The organism is Phycisphaerae bacterium (assembly GCA_035384605.1).
In the GTDB taxonomy this organism is placed as follows: Bacteria; Planctomycetota; Phycisphaerae; order UBA1845; family PWPN01; genus JAUCQB01.
Map to the genome: position 1 here is coordinate 42,703 of DAOOIV010000011.1, position 20,430 is coordinate 63,132.

General features: G+C 62.2%; 13 protein-coding genes. 4 read left to right on the plus strand and 9 right to left on the minus strand.

The annotated features are described in order from the left end of the window. The first annotated feature begins 162 nt into the window (after nucleotides 1–162). Nucleotides 163–1,389 carry an aspartate kinase gene (locus tag PLL20_04835; protein HPD29296.1) on the plus strand — a complete coding sequence of 409 codons (1,227 nt, stop codon included), beginning with the start codon at nucleotides 163–165 and terminating at the stop codon, nucleotides 1,387–1,389. Between the two features lie 97 nt (nucleotides 1,390–1,486). Here the strand turns inward: PLL20_04835 and PLL20_04840 are convergent, their stop codons facing one another. Together PLL20_04840 and PLL20_04845 are read right to left on the minus strand one after the other, a co-directional pair. Further along, on the minus strand, nucleotides 1,487–1,753 hold the full coding sequence (locus tag PLL20_04840; protein ID HPD29297.1) for a cupin domain-containing protein: 267 nt from the start codon (nucleotides 1,751–1,753) through the stop codon (nucleotides 1,487–1,489). Continuing rightward, complete coding sequence (locus tag PLL20_04845; protein HPD29298.1) at nucleotides 1,750–2,754, minus strand: NAD-dependent epimerase/dehydratase family protein; 1,005 nt, start codon at nucleotides 2,752–2,754, stop codon at nucleotides 1,750–1,752. Before PLL20_04845 ends, PLL20_04840 begins: the two co-directional genes overlap by 4 nt. Nucleotides 2,755–3,150: 396 nt before the next feature. Here PLL20_04845 and PLL20_04850 point away from each other — a divergent pair, with 396 nt between their 5' ends. Continuing rightward, the gene (locus tag PLL20_04850) at nucleotides 3,151–4,230 is read left to right on the plus strand and encodes a hypothetical protein (GenBank protein ID HPD29299.1); all 1,080 of its coding nucleotides are present in this window, start codon (nucleotides 3,151–3,153) and stop codon (nucleotides 4,228–4,230) included. A 524-nt stretch (nucleotides 4,231–4,754) separates the two neighbouring features. Further along, entirely contained in the window at nucleotides 4,755–5,720 is a 966-nt protein-coding gene (locus PLL20_04855; protein ID HPD29300.1) for a type II secretion system protein, read from the plus strand. A gap of 267 nt (nucleotides 5,721–5,987) precedes the next feature. Here the strand turns inward: PLL20_04855 and PLL20_04860 are convergent, their stop codons facing one another. From PLL20_04860 to PLL20_04875, 4 genes are all read right to left on the minus strand, one after another. Then, nucleotides 5,988–7,481 (minus strand): BNR-4 repeat-containing protein, encoded by a 1,494-nt coding sequence (locus tag PLL20_04860; GenBank protein HPD29301.1) that lies wholly within the window; start codon nucleotides 7,479–7,481, stop codon nucleotides 5,988–5,990. A gap of 523 nt (nucleotides 7,482–8,004) precedes the next feature. Next, nucleotides 8,005–9,993, minus strand: a complete 1,989-nt coding sequence (locus PLL20_04865; GenBank protein ID HPD29302.1) for a GTPase domain-containing protein — start codon at nucleotides 9,991–9,993, stop codon at nucleotides 8,005–8,007. Next, nucleotides 9,990–11,777: a hypothetical protein gene (locus PLL20_04870; protein HPD29303.1), complete on the minus strand. Its 1,788-nt coding sequence runs from the start codon at nucleotides 11,775–11,777 to the stop codon at nucleotides 9,990–9,992. Before PLL20_04870 ends, PLL20_04865 begins: the two co-directional genes overlap by 4 nt. Nucleotides 11,778–11,954: 177 nt before the next feature. Then, nucleotides 11,955–12,749 carry an acetoacetate decarboxylase family protein gene (locus PLL20_04875; GenBank protein ID HPD29304.1) on the minus strand — a complete coding sequence of 265 codons (795 nt, stop codon included), beginning with the start codon at nucleotides 12,747–12,749 and terminating at the stop codon, nucleotides 11,955–11,957. Nucleotides 12,750–13,427: 678 nt separating this feature from the next. Between PLL20_04875 and PLL20_04880 the strand changes: the two genes are divergently transcribed. Next, complete coding sequence (locus PLL20_04880; GenBank protein ID HPD29305.1) at nucleotides 13,428–16,490, plus strand: hypothetical protein; 3,063 nt, start codon at nucleotides 13,428–13,430, stop codon at nucleotides 16,488–16,490. Nucleotides 16,491–16,867: 377 nt separating this feature from the next. Here the strand turns inward: PLL20_04880 and PLL20_04885 are convergent, their stop codons facing one another. The 3 genes from PLL20_04885 to nusB all read right to left on the minus strand — a co-directional run bounded on the left by PLL20_04885 (nucleotide 16,868) and on the right by nusB (nucleotide 20,417). After that, nucleotides 16,868–18,106, minus strand: coding sequence for a P1 family peptidase (locus PLL20_04885; protein ID HPD29306.1), 1,239 nt, complete (start codon nucleotides 18,104–18,106; stop codon nucleotides 16,868–16,870). 855 nt (nucleotides 18,107–18,961) lie between these two features. Beyond that, nucleotides 18,962–19,885, minus strand: a complete 924-nt coding sequence (gene ftsY, locus PLL20_04890) for a signal recognition particle-docking protein FtsY (GenBank protein HPD29307.1) — start codon at nucleotides 19,883–19,885, stop codon at nucleotides 18,962–18,964. 82 nt (nucleotides 19,886–19,967) lie between these two features. Continuing rightward, nucleotides 19,968–20,417, minus strand: coding sequence for a transcription antitermination factor NusB (gene nusB / locus PLL20_04895; protein ID HPD29308.1), 450 nt, complete (start codon nucleotides 20,415–20,417; stop codon nucleotides 19,968–19,970). Between the last annotated feature and the right edge of the window lie 13 nt (nucleotides 20,418–20,430).

Genomic DNA, 20,430 nt, shown 5'->3' on the forward strand with positions numbered 1-20,430 from the left:
ACACGATAATGCGATGTATAAGTCAATCCGCAAACACTGGGGGCTTGCCTTGGGGCCATCTTGTGTTAAGCTTCGCGGGCTTGCGCGCCGCGGGTTTCGGGGGGATGATCGATCCGCGGCCGGGCCGCGGCGGAGACAAGGCCGTTTTTCGGTGCGAGGAACATGAGCATTATCGTTCAAAAGTTCGGCGGGAGCAGTGTCGCGGACGCGGAAAAGATCCACCGCGCCGCCCGGCGGGCGATCAAGGCGAAGCTCGGCGGGCACCAGGTGGTGATGGTCGTTTCGGCCATGGGCAAGACGACCGATAAGCTCATCGCTTTGGCCAAGGAAGTCAACCCAAACCCGCCGAAGCGCGAGATGGACATGTTGCTGACCACGGGCGAGCAGGTGTCGATTTCGCTGATGGCCATGGCCTTGGAGGCCGCCGGGCACCAGGCGATCAGCTTCACCGGCCGACAGATCGGCCTCGTGACAGACGCCGCTCACACCAAAGCCCGGATACGCTCGATCGACGCCGACAGAATCTACAAGGAACTGAACGCGGGCAAGATCGTGATCGTGGCGGGTTTTCAGGGAGTGACCGAGGACGGAGCCTTGACCACCCTCGGGCGAGGCGGTTCGGACACCACGGCCGTGGCCCTGGCGGCCGTTCTCAAGGACTCGATCTGCGAGATCTACACCGACGTCGACGGCGTGTACACCACCGACCCCCGGATCGTGCCCCAGGCGCGCAAGATGAACGAGATCAACTACGATGAAATGCTCGAGCTCGCATCGCTGGGCGCCAAGGTGATGCATTCGCGGTCGATCGAGTTCGGCAAGAAGTATAACGTGCCTATCCACGTTCGCAGTTCGCTTACTGACACAGAAGGGACCATGATCGTGGCTCAAACCAAGGGAATGGAAGACGTCGTTGTTCGCGGTGTGACGCTCAAGAAAGACCTGGCCCGGGTTCTTCTGGTCGGCGTGCCCAACAAGCCGGGCATCGCCTCGAAGATTTTTGCTCGCGTCGCCCAGCAGGGCATCGTGGTGGATGACATCATTCAAAACATCGTCGAGCACGCCTCCGAAGCCAATATCGGCTTTACCGTGGCGGGGACCGACCTCAAGGACGCCGAGCTGGTCTGCAAGGAACTGGCCCGCGATCTGGGGATTCGGTCGGTCGAAATGGACTCGGGCCTCGCCAAGGTCAGCGTCGTCGGCGTGGGCATGAAGACTCACACGGGCGTGGCCTCCAAGATGTTCGGCGCTCTGGCGAAAGCTCAAATCAACATACAAAACATCACCACCAGCGAGATTGTGGTAAGCTGCATCGTCAACGCCGAGGAGGGCGAAAAAGCCGTTCAGGTACTCCACGCGGAGTTCGAGCTGGATAAGGCAAACGACTGAAGAAAGGATGAAGGCAGGGCACGGTCGGAGTTGCCGAAGGCAACGGAGACCTGCCGCTCTTCGAACAGACCGACATGCCGATAAACAAAAGACTCGCTCACTCGCCGAAGTTGTAGTGCTTTCTGACCGGCCGGTTGACCTTCCACGTGCATTTCATGCCTTGCGGAAAGACCACCCAATCCCCCGCGCCAAAGTTGAACTTCTCGCCGGTTTCATTGGTGACGGTGACGTTGCCGTCGAGGATCAGGCACGTTTCCTTTTCGTCGTACTGCCAGGGGAACTCGCCGGCCTCCTTGCTCCACGTCGGCCACGTGTGAGCTTCCTTCCTCTCATCCTCAGTCGGCTTGCGAATCTCAGGTTTCATCGTTTTTCCTCCTGCTCGCGCAGCCACGCGATCGTTTTCTTGACGCCTTCCTCGTACGAGACAGTCGATTTCCAGCCGAGCTGCTTGCGGGCCTTCTCGGCGCTGAAATAGACGCGGCGGCCCATGAGCCACACGGCGTATCGCGTGATCATCGGGGGTTTCTTCGTGCGGAAGAGATGCCCGAAGCACTCGAGGAGAAACGCCACGTTGTAGGCGACGCCATACGGGACGTGCCTGGTGACCGGCGGGGCTCCGAGGGCGGCAGCCAGCATGTTCATCCACTGCTCCTGTCGCATTTCGCCGTCGTTGCACGCGTTGTAGGCCTGGCCGACGGCGGCTTCGGTGTCGCACGCCAGGATCGCACACTCGGCCACGTTGCCCGCGTAGACGACGTTCAGCCGGTTCTTGCCGTCACCGAGAATTCTCGCCTTGCCCTCGCGGAGCATTCGGGCCAAGCGGAAAATGGTGACGCGGTCGCGAGGCCCGTACAGCCAACTCGGTCGGATGACGGTGAGCCTGATTTTCCCGGCCTTGTGCATATGCCAGAGGATATGCTCTGCCTCGACCTTGGCCCGTGAGTAGTAGCTCCACTTATGCAGGTTCGTGCCGAGCGGTGCGGTTTCATCGAGGACGACGCCTTCGCCGTCGGGGTGGCCGTAGGCACTGATGGAGCTGATGTGCAGGAAGCGTTCGCATCCGGCGGCCGAGGCCGCGTCGGCCAGATTGCGGGTCCCGTCGATGGTGATCCTGACGAAATCTTCCCACGGGCCCCAATCGCCCACGCGTGCGGCCGCGTGGTACACGACCTTCACGCCCTGGCAGGCCTTGGCGAGGGCCGCCTTGTCGGTCAGATCGCCGTCCGCAACCTCGACGCCCTGAGTTTTAAGCCATTCCACGTTGCCACCGCGGCGAACCAGCACCCGCACCGGGCGTTTGCGCAGCCGGAGCTGCTCGACAATGTGACTCCCCAACAGTCCCGTTGCACCGGTGACCAGATTCATGACTGCTCCCGCATATTGATGCCCGGTGTTTGACAGGCCGTCTCAGAACCTGCGTAAGACCGGCCATGAGCTCGTCCAATCCGAGGTTTCCGGGAAAGCCTCGGTGGAGAGCGGGCAAGATAGACCCCTGCCGCAACAGCGTCAAGAACGGCCGCTTGTCATCCGGATGATCGAGGGGCTCGCTGCGCCTCTTCCGGCTTGCTCCGCAGGTGCGATGTGACCCGTGTTGCCAACGCCCGCCGCTTTCCGGTTGAAGTCCCTCACGTCATCGGGCAATCAATTCCCGGCATCAGATGTACTTGATCCGCCTTGAAGAATCGGATAACATGGAATCATCGCGGAGGCATCTCCCGGGCGGCTCGCCGGGTTCAGGCGACATCGCGCGAGGTACGTTCCATGTCTGGGAAAATGAAGGCGGCTCTCGTCTGTGGGTGGGCGCTCAGCATCTATTGTCTCTCGGCCACGGGAGCCCCCGACACCTGGGACCCGAGACTGACCACGTTGGGCATTTGCTGGTTCGAAGCTGATGTTGCCCCTGGCACATGGTACTGGAAGCTGGTAAGCGGGGTTTATCAGGACGAGACCCAATCAGGGGGAAACCACCACATCTACTACAAGTGTCTCAACGCCGCGGGCCAACCTATCGAGAACCAGAAATGCTGGGCCGGCTGGGGCAACACCGGGTCTGCCGCGCCGTGCCCCACCATCCCGAGTCCGCCGGATGGGACTGCGTGGCAGCTAACCAAAGGTGCGTTTGACGGCTACTGGGCCAACTTCGGCATGTCCGGCGGATGGTGCCCGTTCTGGCCGGAGGGTCCCCACGGAGGTTATGGCGCCTGGGTCGACGGCCCGAGCGATCAGGTCTGGGGCATGGGCCTGCCCTGCAATCGGCACGTCAATTACCTTTACGTGTGGAAGTGGACGCAGGCCGTCCAGCCGCTGCCGACCATCGCGCGGGCGCCGAGCGCCATCGTTCGTACGGTGACCGAGGGCCAAAACCTGCCGAATGACAGCTTCACGGTCTGGAACTCCGGCGGCCTCACCCTCAACTACACCATCACCGACGATGGGAGTTGGATGGAGGCGATCCCGGCTGCCGGCTCATGCACCACTGAAACCGACACCATCACGATCTGCTACACAGTCGGTGATCTTCTGCCCGGTTCATACTCGGCAACGATTACCATCTCCGACCCCAACTCGACGAACAAGACCGAGACCATTTCCGTGAGCCTGACGGTCGAGGGCATCGTGATTCCCGGCGATTTTGACGGGGACAAGGACGTGGACCAGACCGACTTCGGCCATTTTCAGGCCTGCGTCAGCGGGTCCGGAATTCGGCAGCCCGAAGAGGCTTGCCAAGCGGGCGACCTGGATAAGGACAACGATGTGGACTCGGCGGATGTGGGGTTGTTCATGGGCTGTCTGACCGGCGCCGGCGTCCAAGGTAATCCTGACTGTGTTGGGAGCATTTGATCCGCCTTGAACAGTGTTGTTCCTGTTCTGTGCCACGCTGTTGGGTGGGCCTTATTGCGGTCTCAAGCGAAGTCCTTGCCGGTTGACCTGAAGCTCCGGCTCCGGGATTGTGGTATCCTCGGTGAGGTCCAGGACTTGCGATCAGGTACAGTCTCCGTTGTCTGGCTGCGCCTCGATCGCCCGGCCCAGAAGCGGCATCGGCTGACTGACCTGACTCATGCCCGTCTTCGACGCACGAAACCGTGTCTTCGAGACAGTCGCCCGGACGGTGGGTGATTCGCTTCGGCTGCCGGCGCGGCCTTTCGGGCGCGGGCGTCGAAATTCTGGCAGACGGTAGGGGGCAATACTCCTGAGCCGATGTCAGGGAATTACCGAAAAACATATGGACGTTAGCGGGGCGTTCCCGTAGAATCATATGCAGCCCCGGACCGCATGGCCGGGTAAGCTCATGCAGCGACGTATGGGACCGGAGGTGTTCTCATTGCTTGCCTTGTGGCGAGAGAGGCTCTAAGGAGACCCATCCGATGCGATCTGAGACCAATATCAAGCTTCGCAGGTTGCCGTTCCCGGGTTTTACGCTAATCGAGGTTCTGGTCGTTGTGGCCATCATTGCCCTGCTGGTTGCGATTCTGCTCCCATCGCTTGCGCGGGCCAGGGCTCACGCGAGATACGCTGCCTGCCTGAGCAACGTGAAGCAGTTTGGTCTGGCAGGCCAGATGTTTGCGGGCCGGAACAATGGACAGCTTCCCCGCGGCGGCGACCCCGATGGAAGCGATCATTGGACGCTTATGGTGGCGCGGGAAATGGGTCTTATCAAGCGGATTCTTGACAAAACCACCTGCAATCAATTGAGGGTCGATCAGCTTGAGATCTTTCACGATCCCGACCGGACGGCCAAAGGTTCAGCCCCGTGGCTCGGATACATCGGCAACGCCTTCAACCCTGACCAGATTCTCGGATGGCCACAAATGGAGATGGGTGCAGGAATCAGAATCGACAGCTACAGACGTCCGTCAGAGGTCATCTATATTGCCTGCGCGGAATCGGAGAACATGCTGGACCCGTCGAAATCGGCAAACTGGAGCAACAACCCGCACGTGGTTCGTCGGAATTGGCAGAGCCAGTTGCAGAACCTGACGAGCCCGAACCCGAGCGTTGTCGACGGCGCGATTGGCTGGTTGGCCGCCAATGGCGGCGGGATCGACGCCATGGATGCCTGGGCGGGTTGTCATTTGCCGCAGGGCAGAATCTTGAACAACGACGCGAACGGCGACGAGCCGAACCAAAAGTTCCGTCGGGTGGCGAGGAAACTGCACCTCAATCGCTTTACCAACGGCGTGTTTCTCGACGGGCATGCGCAGGGCGCGCAGCATGAGCGGCGGGGCGATCTGGAGAACTACAAGACCTGGCTCAAGCGGTTCGGGGTGAAGGCGGAGACATTCCTCAAGCCCGGCAACGACCCCGCGGCTGTCAATGAGATACCGCCCTAAGGCGGACCGTCTTTTTGCGGACCGCAACCCGAGCGCAACCGCGATCCACAGAATGCGCGCAAGCCGCACAGATCTTTGGCCGCAAGGTTCTGGTGCTACAAGCAAATTGGTTTGGATGCAGCGAACCGTCAAGGGGCCTTGCGGGTCCGGAGGGCGGCGTGTGGGCGGTACCGATGTCTCCGGCATGAAGGTTTCGTGCAAGAGGCGGAACGGTCTGCGCCATGGGCGCCGCCAGTGAGCGCAGGCATTTGCTCTTGTTGCCGTGTGTCACGGGTTTGAGTACGCAACCCGCTCGGGTCTGGCCGTGTCGCCGGTCATTTGCCAAGGCAGTCGGAACACGCGATCGCCGGCCTGGTTGCAGAAGTAGAGCCGTGACTCGGATGGCTCGCGGCCGTGGCCATCAGCCCAGAAGGCGTAGAAATCCGGGTGCGGGTCAACCGGCCGTCGGACGTAGGTGTGGTTCAGCTCGCTGTTGCGAGTGACGTCACGGATCTTGGTCCACGACTGCCCCTGATCTTTGCTGATCCAGATGGCGACCTCGCCACCGGGATTATATCGCTGTGGCCCAGGCTCGGTCGGGCCGATGATTCGCCAGACCCCGTCGGGCTCGATATACAGGCTTCCCGTATCATAGTTGTTGTCGGAGTTGGTCACGCGGCTGAAGACCCACTCGCTGCCGGTCCACCGGGCGATGTTCCAGGTCCGCGGGTCGTTGCGGGGTCCGGGTTCGTAACCACGACTGGTGACGAACAGGATCACCGGCCTGCGCTGGGCATCGTAGTCGATGTCCTTCACATAGACCAGCAGATCCTCAGCTTCGTACTCGCGGACCATCGCCGGGTTCTGAGGTGCCTTCAGCGGCAGATCGAGCCTGTCGCCTTTGGCGTTGGTCCAGGTGCGCCCGAAATCACGGGTCTCAGCGAAGTACAGGTTCGTTCGCCAGTTCAGTCCGCGTTTCTTGGGATCGCCGTGGAAAGCCTTCGGATGATAGTTGAAGCCGAGGCCGACCACGCCTTTTCCCGGCCGGCTGACCTGGTAGTGGCCCTGGTCATAGAATGCCAACAGTTGTGGTTCAGTCCACGTGATGCCATCGCGGCTGGTACTCCAGTGCGACGCACGGCCGCCCTTGTACAGCGTGTGAATGAACAGGAAGCCCTCGCCGGGCCAGTACCAGGGCTGCGTATATGAGAAGTTGCCCTTGTAGATCACGGTGAATGAATCCGTTGCGTAGGGCTTGTCGCTCTTGAAGATGTACGACGGCCGCGATGTCCCGTGTGAACTGCAGAACACGAAGATGTAGCCTTTGTCGTCCATGGAGATGACCGGGTTATCGTGAGCGTCATCGGTGCCCTTGTTCATCAGGATCGTCGGTCGCGGGACGGTGCCGGTCGCGTGGTCGTAGTATGAGACCATTTCGAGCAGTTCCCTCTTATCCTTGACCGTTCCACCATAGCAGAAGAACGTCTTGTCGGCCTTGGCCGAGTAGATCGCAAACGGCGAGTGTTTGGCGCAGTAGGTGCCCAGTCCGCCGGAGTATTTGTAGACGTATTCATCATTGGTTGCCTGGTTGCTGTACCAGATGCCGCGATAGCCGTCGTCGGGGCCGATGGATTTGAGCGGGTCCTGTGCCGGGCGAGCCGGGGCCGTTGATTGTCCCCGCGCATCCCGGGCTGTTGCACAGAAAGCCAGGAGCCCGGTCATCAGCAAACAAGTGGGAAGCGTTCGACAAGCAAAGCGAGCATGTCTCGGTTCAACTGACATGTGGTGGTCTCCTCTGGAGCATGCAGATGGCAATGCGTACCAACGATGATGACATGCTAAGGATCTGGTCGTCCCCTGCAAGGTTTGGGAGCTGCTCGGCCCGGAATCTTTTCCGAACCGCCTCTCCTGAAAGACTGCTCGGCCCGGAATCCGCCTACTGCTCGGCCCGGAATCCGTTCCGGGCCGGTTCGCCTGGCCGAATCCATTCCGCATCTGGTGAGAATGAGGATAGGAATCCTCCGCGCGGAAGGCCCCAGAAGGGATTCTGGGGCCAGCGAAATCCTCCGCGCGGAAGGCCCCAGAAGGGATTCTGGGGCCAGCGAACCCAGAGATGATTCTGGGGCCAGCGAACCCGGAGAGGATTCTGGGGCCAGCGAACCCGGAGAGGATTCTGGGGCCAGCGAACCCAGAGATGATTCTGGGGTCAGCGAAAATGAATCTGCGGCCAGCGAAGATGATTCTGGGGCCGGCGACCCCAGAAATGATTCCGGGGCCGGCGATTGCGACCGGACGGGTCCCATTCTCAATTCTGCATTCGCCGTTCTTCATTCCCCGGCGTAGTCGCATGCAACGCCGGGGTTGGGGTATCAAGTCTGTGGAGCCGCTCGGCCACCTGCCCGAGCCGGATCGCTGCTGCTTCGAACGGTCGGAACATCGCGCCGCCGACTTCTTCGAGCAGATGCCGGTCGATCGCTTCGGCCAGCATCTCGGTGCCGGATCGGGCGTCGAGGTGTTCGGCTCGTCCCCGTCCGCCTTCCCGCAACAGGCCGCGTGCCCTGTAGACATCCTGCACGCTGCGGGCGTAGATCGCCGCCAGGCAGGCGACGTAGATTCCCACAACCACGACGAAGCCTTTCAGCAGTTGTGTCGCCCCGAGTGCCCAGACCAGCCGGTACAGGCCGTGCGCCCAGCCCATGATTCGTGTCCCGGCGGCGGCCATCTCCAGCAGACCCTCGGCCACCGGCTGAACGAACGGGAACCAGAACAGCACGCACCACACGAACAACCGTTTCGCCCAACTCGGCCGGTAGCCGATGGTCAATCGATTGATGATGCTCTCATCATCTTTGAGGGGCAACTCGGCCAGCTCCTGCTCGACTCGCGCCGCAAGCTCGGCCGTGTCGGGGAATCGCTCGCGGAGCTGGAATTGCCGCACAATCGGCGAATGCTCGGTTCGCAGCCGCTCGCCGAGAGCCTCGAGGCGGTCAGCCAGACCGCGGCTTCGGAATCGGAACAGTTCCTCGGCGGGAACGGCGGTCTGCGGGGCCGCCGTCCCCGGCCCAGCAAGCGTTCTGCCCACTCGGCGGATTACCCAGCGACTCAGCCAGTACGCGACTCGCAGCAGCGGCCAGCGGCCCGCGCGGACGTCCATGACCTCGTCGGCCAGCTCGATGTCCGAGCGGCGGGTACGCCACAGGGCAGTTGCGACCCCTCGGCAGTAGTCGGCGCCGAATGCATCGTTGAGCATGGCCTGCCGATGCTCGCCGGCGGTCGCTCGTTGCAGTTGTTCGAGCCAATGGTCGATCTCATAGGCCTGCCGGATCCGTTGCGTGTTACGGCGGATCTGCTCGCGCAGGTTACGTTCTTTGACCTCGGCAGCCTCGTCCGCGCCGAGCGGTCCGAGCACGTTCCGGCGCAGCCGCTTCACTTCGTTTTCCAGGAACCGGCCGATCGCGGTCACTACGGGACGGTCGCCGCCGTAACGATGCCAGCCGGGGTCGTCCCAGATCACTCCCACGCGTTCGAGAAAGGCCGACGACTCGGCGAACTTGACGGCGAGGAGAAAGACGCGGTCGGGGTTCATTTCGTGCCCGGCCTCGGCCAGCATTCGCAGTGCCCACTGTCTTTGCCGATTACAGAACATTTCGGCCTGGCGCTCGATGCCGGCGGCGTCGGACGGGCGGGTCCAGTCTTCCTCATCGGCCAGCAGTTCGTCGCACTTGTTCAGCACGAAGTACACGTTCGTATCGTCCTTGACCACGTCCTGAGCGAATGCAACCCAGGCCCGATCGGCGATCTTGCGAGGCGTTGCGACCCAGATGACGCGGTCGAGATGCGGAACCACCGCCTTGACGATCGCCTCGTGCCGCATGAAGTCGCTGTCGAAGTCGGGCAGGTCGACGAGGACGATGTTACGGATGCCGTCGGCGGAATGGGTGGACACCTGCAGATCGAGTCCGCCGTCGACGCGGCCGAGTCGCATGCGGGCGGGGGGCACCATGTCGTGATGAACGTACACGATGGGGCGCGAAGTGCCTGCTCCGACCTCATCGCGGTCGATGGAGATTTCTTTTTGAGCGAGCGTGTTGACCAGCGTTGACTTGCCGACGTCCTTGCCGCCCAGCAGTCCGCAGATGACCAGGGGGTCACGGCGTGACTCATCTGCTCCGCCCGCCAGCTTGATCGGTTCCCGCCCGAAGAGGGCCGCAAGCTCGGCGTTGATCCGGTCCAGCTCGAAGGCGGCGCCGGCCAGATGGTCGCCGTCTTTCGGTATGTCGGGTGCTCCGTTCATGCTGATCGATCCTCTTGTCGGCTCAGAATCCGCAGTGCCTGCCCGAGCGGGTCATTCGGGGGCAAGGTGAACGCCCGGGCTTGCTGGCTGAGGTAGTCTGCGGCGGCCCGGCCATGCTCCTCGATGAGACGCCGCATGCTCTCGGCGGCCTCGCGTACGCGGCGGAACTCGGTGCTGGCCAGGAGCTTCTCGCGAATGATCTCGGTGAGGCGGGCGAGCGGTCGTGCCGAGATCGCCCCGAATGCTCCTGCCGCTCCCAGCTTGAGCAGGCCGGCCTTAAGGGCCCCGGCCGCGATGACCGGCGTCAGCGCCGCGACCGGACCGGGTACGGCGATCAGGATGGCCGCCCCTGCCAGGATGGTCATTCCCAGCGAGCCGATGAGCTTGGGCGAAATGCCCTCGCATTCGTGTTGGACCTTGGCGTTCCATTCATCCATCGCGACGGCCAACCTTGCCACGGTCTCATCTGCGCGAGGCCGGAATGACTCAATCAGTCCGCGATTAACCAGGAGGGGCGGCCGACCGTGGACGGTTCGCAGATCCTCCCAGAAGTCGCTCGCTGTTACCTCCTCGTTGAGTCGGCGAATCTGGCGTTCGCACTGGGCGTTGAGCCAGTCGCGGCCTCGTTCCTCGCGGGTGGCATCGGTCTTCTCCGACAAGGGCGGGGCCGCCCCCACGGCTGTATCGCGTTTGCCGGTCCAAGGCAGCCGCGGCATCACCTCTTCGAGCCAGCGTTTTTGCCGTCCGAGCCACTCTCGCATTTGCGAAATCCCCAGAATCCGGGAGACAACACCAAGCCGATCGCGTTCTTCGTGGGTCATCAGGGCGGTCACGCAATCCCAGCGGGTTGCCGGGGCGCAGCGGGCAGCCACGTCGGCCAACGTGCGTTCGAGCTGATCGAGTCGTTCGAGGCGGGTTCGGTTGGCCGACAGGGCGGCGGCAGCCTCTCTGGCGATCTCGGCGTGCAGCGCCGGCTCTCGCCGCGGCGGCGGTTCGGCCAGAAATCTCGATATTTCGGTGAGATCCTGCGGATCGAAGCGGCGGAAACCGCGTCCTCGATGATAGTTCAGGATGCATACCTTCTCGGCGCCCAGATGGCGTGCCTGTTCTTCGAGTCGCGAGCGGTCGGGCTCGGCGAGGACCTCCTCAGAGGTCCGATTAAAGATCACCGCCCGCGGCTGGGCGAACCGCCCGGCCAGCAGGGCCAACTGGTCCACAACCTGGCGATCGAACCACCGTTCGTGGTCGACGATGACCACCAGCCGATCGAACCATGGCAGCAGCGATAGTGTGACGTCGCCCTCGCGTTCGGCGGTGCTGGAGGTGAAGTCGGCCGTGTCAATCAGCAGCGTGTTCTCGAAACCGGCGACGTCGTGCTGGACGACTGTCGCCGCTTCGGGCCGGCCCTGGAGGTCGGCGTCGAGACGGCCGGGCTGAGATTCGAGCGTCGGTAGCAGAATCCGGTCATGATTCAACCAGCGGTCGAGCCGGTCGTATTGCTTCTGATGAGCAGCGACGATCAAGCCTCGCGTCGCATGGCTGCGGATGGTCACCAGGCTGACGCGGTGGCCGCCGAGCAGGTTGTTGAAGACGGTGCTCTTGCCCGAGGAGGCCCCTCCCACGATGGCCGCGAGTTGGACCGGCTGTCCCGCGGCGGCGGCCTGACGACGGAATCGCAAGGCGCAGACCGCCTGCTGAGCCTGCTCCTGCCAGGGCAGACAAAGCCGCTCCCGCAGGCACCGGCCCTGCTGGGCCACGACGTTCAGCGCAGCGTCCAGGTCCATGGTCCCCACATTCAGTTACGGCTCGGGCACGGATATTCTGCCCGTAAGTTGGCAGTCGCGGGCATTCGCCTTCGCCGGTGATGCACCAGCCTATGCGCGACAGGGAGTTGCATCAACTGCCGGGCGTCTCGCCGTGGCAGAGGGCAGGGGCAGGCACATGTTGCGCAGCAGCTTCCCTCATTTTCGCAGATCGCGAAGCACGATGAGATCATCCACCGTCAGGGCGCAGGAGAAGCGATACCCGGCCAGCGTCTTGAGCGGTCGCAGGGCCGGCAACTCGCAATACGGGTGATCGAACACTTTGAGAACCGCATCACCTTTCCACGCCAGCGATACCTGAACGTCGCGGGACTTCAGTTGCACCAGTTCGTGGACGGCCGGCCGGTCGTGGCGGCCTGCGACCAGCTCAGGAAAGCATCGCACGTTGACCGCCCTGGCAAAGCCGGGCGACGGCAGTTGTGTGGTCTGCTCGCGCAGCGTGACCAACGCTTCAGCCAGCCGCCGGTCTTTAGTCGCGAGGGTGGCTCCGAACCGGCCGCCCGGACCGAGCATTGGCGCCGCCTTGGACACCAGCGGGGAAGGCCGAGTGATCCAGGTCGAGCCGATCTGCTTGGGCCATCCTTGAATCATCCCGCGCACGAGCGAAACGTCCTGATCGACCCAGATAAATGGACAGTAGGAGCAGGGCGAGTTCTCGTGCGACGCAGAGAGCAGGAAGATCGTCTCGTGATACAGGCTGCGGGCCGGATCGAGATATTCCTCGCCGGTTTCGCTCGCGTACTGCCATTCGATGAAGTAGACGGCGCATTGCGGAGAGTGAAACTCCAGGCCCGCCGGCAGAAACGACCGCACGGCCTCGGCGTCGGCCTCGTACTCGATCGCCAGACAGTCTCCTGCGAAATACCACGGCGGATGGGGGACGACGCTGGATGTCCCTTTCGGCGTCCGCGGCCACGTATAACCTTTCAGCATGTCGTTCTCCTTCTGAACTGCTCGAATCACCGGCGGCCATTTCTTACAGCGGCTGGCCTTCGCTGGCCCCAGATTCCAATCTGGGGCCGCATGGCCGTGACGATTCCCATCGTCAGTCACACGGATGCCTCAGTCCGGTGGGGCGTGCTCCGCGCCGCCTTCTCGTTCCCACAAGTCTCTGCCGCTCACCTTTTCTGCCGGCCGTTGGGGGGTTACGGCAGGGCATGCCACGGGCTTCAGAAACCGGACAGAAGTACTGGAGTTCCTTAACCTCTCGTGAACTGCCACAGAACAACACTCTTCGAAGGCACAGTCGTCAACCCGCGGGCGATCGTCATTCAGAGTCACGTAATTTACGCATTGGCCGAGAGTTATCAAGGGCAATCGTTGCGATTGATGAACTTGCCCGGCAATGCGACGTCAGATTCGGCTGTTCTGCGGGGAGGTCTTTGGCCTATGCGAGAATGGGACGTGCGCGTCGCACTCTCAGGCACGATCGCCCCGCATCCGACTTGTTCGCAGTCAAAAAGACTTGTATTGCCGCAGGCAGGCGGTAGAATACTTATTACGTTGACAAGAGGAGAGGCGAGAGCAGTCTCATCAGTCGCCGGTTTCGGCTAGCTATGTTACTGGCCCCGGCCGCTAAGCCGCTCGAACAAGAAGACGAGGGAGAGAATCATGTCACGTGTTTATCACTCGTGGGCGATGTTGTCTGTCCTGGTTGCGATGGCCTTCTGTGTTGGGAGACCTGCAGTCGCAATTGACATGTACTGGACTGGAGAGGGTGATAACAACAACTGGTACTCGCGTCACTTCACCGGCCAGTACGACTCAGAGCACCGTCCCATCTACGTGAACAACTGGGGTCAGATGGGTATCGATCCGCCCACACCGGGCGCAAGTGACCACGCGATCGTGGGTGGGGACTACACCGCCGAGATCAACTACCAGAATGGCCCGTCCATCTGGGAGCTCAGTGTTGGTGCCCCGGCGACCCTCTGGATCGGTAACGCCGGCAGCCTGACGGTCAACGGTCCATCCATTTTCAATCAGGGCCTCATTCAGATTGCCTACGTCGGCTTTGCCGGCGGCGGGACGCTGTCGGTCACCAATGGCACCGTCACCGGCGGCGGAGCTATCGAGTTCACCGGAGCGGGTACCCTTAGCGGGGCGCTGACGCTCGAGTCCGGCAACCTCATTCACGGCTCGGGCGGGCATTTGACCGCGACACTGCTCAACCAAGGCCTGGTGAGCGCCGACGTCAGTAACTCCTGGCTCAGCCTGGAAACCGGCGCAAAGACCAATGAAGGGGTATTCTCGGCATCTGGCGGTGGTCGTCTCGATGTTCGCACCTCCGTCTATCAAACCAGCCTGGGCCAGATGGTCGCTGGAGACAGCTCGACCGTACAGTACTATAACGGTTCGTCGGTTACCGGAGGCACGACCGAGTCTTCGGGTACGGGCAAGCACTTCATCACCGGCCAGAACGTGACCACCACGCTCACGGACATCACCAATACGGGCCACTGGCTGGCACAGGATGGTTCGTTTGTGAACCTCGCCGGCTCGACCTTCACGAACAACGGCACCTTCGAGGTGGGCGGTTACATCGGCGGTGCCGGCATGGCCACCCTGAGGGTGCAGGCGGATGTGACACTGGCGGGAACCGGCGATCTGTTTATGAACCCTGGTATCGTGGACGGTGTGACCGGGTGCATGCTGACGAACTCCGCCACCCACACCATCCACGGCCGCGGCAACTTGAAGGCCGCCCTCGACAACCAGGGCCAAGTCATTGTGGACTACAACGGCGGCACCCTGAGCCTGGAAGGCGCCGCGAAAAGCAATGAGGCGATGATCAAGGCCACCGGCGGCGGGATTCTGGCCGTCAAGACGGCCATTACGCAGTCTGCCTCCGGTCAAGTTGTCGTGGAGAACAACTCCCGTGTGCAGTATTACCATGGTTCCAGCATATCCGGCGGCACGACTGCGTCTTCGGGTACGGGCCAGCACTTCATCACAGGCCAGAACGTAACCACCACGCTGACGGACATCACCAATACGGGCTACTGGCTGGCACAGGATGGTTCGTTTGTGAACCTCGCCGGCTCGACCTTCACGAACAACGGCACCTTCGAGGTGGGCGGTTACATCGGCGGTGCCGGCATGGCCACCCTGAGGGTGCAGGCGGATGTGACACTGGCGGGAACCGGCGATCTGTTTATGAACCCTGGTATCGTGGACGGTGTGACCGGGTGCATGCTGACGAACTCCGCCACCCACACCATCCACGGCCGCGGCAACTTGAAGGCCGCCCTCGACAACCAGGGCCAAGTCATTGTGGACTACAACGGCGGCACCCTGAGCCTGGAAGGCGCCGCGAAAAGCAATGAGGCGATGATCAAGGCCACCGGCGGCGGGATTCTGGCCGTCAAGACGGCCATTACGCAGTCTGCCTCCGGTCAAGTTGTCGTGGAGAACAACTCCCGTGTGCAGTATTACCATGGTTCCAGCATATCCGGCGGCACGACTGCGTCTTCGGGTACGGGCCAGCACTTCATCACAGGCCAGAACGTAACCACCACGCTGACGGACATCACCAATACGGGCTACTGGCTGGCACAGGATGGTTCGTTTGTGAACCTCGCCGGCTCGACCTTCACGAACAACGGCACCTTGGAAATCGGCGGCTACACGGGCGGAAGCGGCCGGGCCACCTTGACACCTGCTGATGGCATGATTCTTCAGGGCTCCGGCACTCTCTTGCTCACCCCGGGCCATATCAATAGCCCCGCGCCGGTAACCATGACCAACGCAGCCGGACACACTATCAGCGGGTCGGGCGGTCGTGTTTACAGCAATGTCACCGTGAACAACCTCGGCACGATCGAGGCTAACGGAGGCACCGTTGAACTGCAGACCGCCCCGACACAGTTTTCCGGCACCACGCTCACCGGCGGAACCTGGAAGGCGATCAACGGCAGCCTGACGGTCGGCGGCTCTCCGGCCGTAACGACCAACCAGGCCACCGTCGTACTCAGCGGCTCGTCATCGGCGTTTGCTCCCGTCAACTCGCTGGCTGACAACCAGGGCAGCTTCTCGATTCTGGGAGGCCGGACCTTCACCACCGCCGGCGCGCTGACCAACTCGGGCACGATCGAAATTGACGTGAGCAGCAAGCTGGCCGTCAACGGCGGCTATACGCAAACCGCCGGTTTGACCAGTGTCGACGGCACCTTGAGCACAACGACGGGCATGGTCCTCTCGGGTGGAAAGCTTGTCGGGACCGGGACGATCAATGGTGCGACGACCGTGGATGCCGGCGCCGCGCTCAGCCCCGGCCACAGTGCCGGCGTGTTGACCTTCCAGAGGCTCTCGCTGAAGAGCGGGGCCACCTTCGACTTCGAGATCGACGGACCCAACGCCGACCGGATCGAAATCATTGGCTCGGGCGATGTCTTCACTCTCGCTCCCGGCGGCGTGTTCACGATCAACCTGGATGTCTTGAATCCGACGGGCGCGCTGAGCGAGTACACGCTTTTCCACTGGGTCGGCAGCACAGCCATCCCCTCCGACACGACGTGGCTGGTGACGGGTGCCCCAGGCGTGAGCGGCGTTGTCGAGATCCGGCCGGACCTCAATAGCATCATGCTGACCAACGTGATCGTCCCTGAACCCCTTTCGATCGGTCTGTTTGTCGTTGCGGCCATGGGCCTGCCGGCCCGCCGTCGGTCCCGCTGATCGAACAGGGATCGGGATCCCCAATGATGATTTGCCTCGCGCGGCCCGGAACCCGCACGTGTTTAGCGTGCAAGACAGCGGGTCAGGCACTCTTCGCCGTCTTTTTCGCGCCGCCGAGCCCCCGCCTGACTGAGCCAACGACCCTCAAAAAGGGGACATTCTACTTTTCCTAGAAAGCAGAATGTCCCCTTTTTCAGCCGGGTGGCCCAGGTTCTTCCTGAACCTGGGCTCGCGATTCTCCTGTGCAATGGGTGGCATGGCCAAGCCCCGGCTTGCCGGAGCGCCGGCATGTTCTGGTAGGGCGTGTTCCACACGCCGCGCCTAACCGTCTGATCGTTCGATAGACTAACAGACTAACAGGCTAACAGACTCACAGACTATCTGCTCTCCCCTGTTGCCGGCCGTCCATCCCTCACGCCCGGCAGACGATCCTGGAGGTTGAGCACGTTGTAGCGGCGGCAAATCTCGACCACGCGGTCCAGGGGAATGGCTCGGCGATGGTGGCCGTCAATGCCGGTCACCGATGTGGCCTGGAACATGGAGTTGTACACCGCCTCCTCGGTCGCTTCGACGACCGCCATGAACAACGGGTTCATCGCACGGCCGGCGACGGTGGCGACGGGCGGATCGAGCACACGATCGTGGTCGGTGATGCGGTAGGCGGTCGAGAATGCGATGACATAGTCGCCCGAACCGTTCTGCATCGACGAGCCGGTCCGGCCCAGGCCCAGCACGGCGCGTTTGGCCAGACGTTCGAGGCCGTGGGGTGAGAGTGGAGCATTGGTGGCGAGCACAATCATGCACGAGCCGTCGCCGCCGGATGCGGTCGTGTACTCGCTCATCGAGAAGTCGCCGAGTTCGCGGCCCACCGGGGCGCCGTTGATGGTGAGGACGCCGCCGTAGTTGGATTGCACGAGGACGCCGACGGTGTAGCCGCCGAGATCGTGCGGGAGCCGGCGCGAGGAGGTGCCGATCCCTCCCTTGAAGCCGAAGCAGGAGGTGCCCGTGCCGGCCCCGACGCTGCCTTCGGCGACAGGACCCGAGGCGGCCACCGCGATCGCAGCAAGGGTATCCTCGGGCGTCACGTGCATGCCGCGGATGTCGTTCAGGTAGCCGTCGTACGTCTCACCGACGACTGCGTTCACCGAGCCAACGGTCTCGTTGCCCGGTTGATTGAGCGTGTAGCGGATCAGGCCCTGCATGCACGCTGCGACGCCCAGCGTGTTGGTGAGCGCGATCGGGGTCTCCAGCGTTCCCAACTCGGCGATTTGCGTCGAGCCGGCGAGTTTCCCGAAGGCGTTGCCGCAGTACACGGCCGCCGGCACCTTCTCACGATAGGTATTGCCGTCGTGCGGGACGATGACCGTCACGCCGGTGCGGATGGATTCGCCTCGCCGCAGGGTCTGATGCCCGACCTTGACGCCGGGCACATCAGTGATCGCGTTCCACTGGCCGGTCGGCAGGATTCCGACCTGAATGCCCAACTCCCGGCAGCGGGCACGCTTCTCGGCCTGCCCGACTTGTCGGTCTGCCCCTGGCGGGTCAACCGGCTGTGCGACAACCGCCGAGCCATAAAGCAATACTGCCAAGACAATGCCAGCAACCCTGCATTTCATAGTTGATCCATCCTTTCCGGCAAAGCGTCGTGCGCCCCGGGACAGCCTTTGCCGAAGGGCTACGTTGCGCACGCCGCTATGCACGCCACGGTGCCGACAGCTTCTCCTTGCCCAATAGTCCGAGGCGGAGCGCCCTTTTGCGGGCTGCAACCCAAAGCGGCCTTTGGCCGCAACCAAATTGAAGAATCAGCGAGCACCCCACACATCCCCTTCGGACGGGTATTGACGTGACGGCTCGAAATCTGCCCGCTGCTCCGAGACTCGCACGCGCGTCGTTGTGTCGTGCGCATTGATTTGCGGGCCACTGGCAAGACACATCCCGTCCGATCTCAACGCCGCGATATCAAACGATTACGAAGAAGGTCAAATCATCTTCGCCGGCTGCATCTTGGCAACCTTTATCTGACGGCACTCGGCGGGAATGCTCCATACCACTATACCATGAACCTCCGAGACCCCAAAACATGACCGCAAAATGCAGAGAAGTTCCGGAGTAAGGGACCAAGGCGGTTCGCGTCAGCTTCCTGCTCTGAGTTGTGAGCCAGACGGCACGTACGGGGCGAGAGAAGTGCGAGCGGCAAGGAAGGAGTGGAGATAGGGGTGGATGATGCGACGGGCAGATGGAGTATCAGTTCACAGTGGTTGGTGATCAAGGGGGCGGCAGGTTTGGCAACCTGTCCTGCGGGATTGTGGGCACAATTGCCTCGCCAACCGAATGCGCCGCCGGTCTCGAGACGCGCCCTGGAAAACGACTCGGTTCCCCACCCCTTGTGGGATGGGGGATCCGGGGCTATCCGGAAACGCTGAAAGCCGACCGGTTGGAAACCGATGTCACAGAGGTTTTGGGATAACTTTTCATGCTTCGGGCTCGGCGAAGAGAGCCTCTACGAAGCTTTCCGGATTGAAGGGCTCGATGTCGTCGGGGGTTTCGCCGAGGCCGACGAACTTGACCGGGATGTTGATCTGGTCGCGGATGCCGATGACGATCCCGCCCTTGGCAGAGCCATCGAGCTTGGCCAGAAACAGGCCGGTGACCTTAACGTGCTGACTGAAGACCTTGGCCTGGTTGATGGCGTTCTGACCGATGGTCGAATCGAGGACCAGCAGGACCTCGTGCGGGGCACCGGGGATTTTCTTTTCCACCACGCGCTGAATCTTGTTCAGCTCGCGCATGAGGTGTTCCTGGGTGTGCAGCCGCCCGGCGGTATCGACGATCAAGACATCGGCGTTGCGGGCCAGTGCCGCCTCGCAGGCGTCGAAGGCCACCGCACCAGGGTCAGCCCCTTGTTGGTGCTTGACGATCTGAACGCCGAGCCGCCTGGACCATTCGGTCAGTTGGGCGACGGCGGCAGCCCTGAAGGTATCGCAGGCCGCAAGGATGACCTGGTTACCCTCCCTGGTCAGATAGTTGCATAGCTTGGCGACGCTGGTGGTCTTGCCTGAGCCGTTGACGCCGGTAACCAGGATGACCGTCGGTCCGGACGCGGCGCGGATCAACTGGCGGTCAGGCTCGGGCCAATAGGACACGATCTTCTGTTTGAGAAAAGGGATGATTTCCTGCGTTTCGCGGATCTGTCCGCTTTTCCAGGCGATCCGGACCTCATCGATGAGTCGGGCGGTCACGGCCGGGCCCATATCATCGGTCAGCATGGTCTCTTCAAGCTGGTTGATGATCGTATCGTCAATGTTCCGGCCAAACGGCAAAACCGATCGGAAGCTCCGCGAAATCTTATCGCGGGTCTTGGCCAATCCCTGCTTGAGTCGATCGAACAAACCCATGGTCAGACCACCAGGCCTTTAGACCTCTAGACTATCGGACTGACAGGCTCCGGCTAAAAGCTAATCGCCGAGAGCTTCTTTCTCACACCGGTTCGCCTCTTGCGACCCGGCAGGCCGGATGCTTCTTCCAGATCGCGTCGAGAACACCGTTAACGAATTGAGGCGTCTCGGCATCGCCGAATTCGCGGGCGATCTCGACCGCCTCGTCGATCACCACGCGAGCGGGCACTTCCGGCCGTTCAACAAGTTCGTATATTGCCATCCGCAACACGTTTCGATCAACAACCGCCATCCGTGAGACTTCCCAATGATCCGTGACCTCGGCGATCATGCGGTCGTACTGGTCGCGTTTGGCCCACGCGCCGGCGGTCATCTGCCGGGCATAGTCGGCGACCTCGGGGGATGCGCCTGCTTCCTCCAGAATCGGCTTCAGACACTCGGCCGCATCCGCGTCAGCGGGCGCACGCTGGATGTCCAGTTGGTATAGCCCCTGAAGGGCTGCCGTTCGTGCCTGATGTCGGGATTGCTTCATCGGGGCGGGCGGT

What these genes read in the sequence shown, in the direction of transcription:
- PLL20_04835 (HPD29296.1), top strand. Translation starts at nt 163, where the DNA reads ATGAGCATTATCGTTCAAAAGTTCGGCGGGAGCAGTGTCGCGGACGCG.
- PLL20_04840 (HPD29297.1), bottom strand. Translation starts at nt 1,753, where the DNA reads ATGAAACCTGAGATTCGCAAGCCGACTGAGGATGAGAGGAAGGAAGCT.
- PLL20_04845 (HPD29298.1), bottom strand. Translation starts at nt 2,754, where the DNA reads ATGAATCTGGTCACCGGTGCAACGGGACTGTTGGGGAGTCACATTGTC.
- PLL20_04850 (HPD29299.1), top strand. Translation starts at nt 3,151, where the DNA reads ATGTCTGGGAAAATGAAGGCGGCTCTCGTCTGTGGGTGGGCGCTCAGC.
- PLL20_04855 (HPD29300.1), top strand. Translation starts at nt 4,755, where the DNA reads ATGCGATCTGAGACCAATATCAAGCTTCGCAGGTTGCCGTTCCCGGGT.
- PLL20_04860 (HPD29301.1), bottom strand. Translation starts at nt 7,481, where the DNA reads ATGTCAGTTGAACCGAGACATGCTCGCTTTGCTTGTCGAACGCTTCCC.
- PLL20_04865 (HPD29302.1), bottom strand. Translation starts at nt 9,993, where the DNA reads ATGAACGGAGCACCCGACATACCGAAAGACGGCGACCATCTGGCCGGC.
- PLL20_04870 (HPD29303.1), bottom strand. Translation starts at nt 11,777, where the DNA reads ATGGACCTGGACGCTGCGCTGAACGTCGTGGCCCAGCAGGGCCGGTGC.
- PLL20_04875 (HPD29304.1), bottom strand. Translation starts at nt 12,749, where the DNA reads ATGCTGAAAGGTTATACGTGGCCGCGGACGCCGAAAGGGACATCCAGC.
- PLL20_04880 (HPD29305.1), top strand. Translation starts at nt 13,428, where the DNA reads ATGTCACGTGTTTATCACTCGTGGGCGATGTTGTCTGTCCTGGTTGCG.
- PLL20_04885 (HPD29306.1), bottom strand. Translation starts at nt 18,106, where the DNA reads ATGAAATGCAGGGTTGCTGGCATTGTCTTGGCAGTATTGCTTTATGGC.
- ftsY (HPD29307.1), bottom strand. Translation starts at nt 19,885, where the DNA reads ATGGGTTTGTTCGATCGACTCAAGCAGGGATTGGCCAAGACCCGCGAT.
- nusB (HPD29308.1), bottom strand. Translation starts at nt 20,417, where the DNA reads ATGAAGCAATCCCGACATCAGGCACGAACGGCAGCCCTTCAGGGGCTA.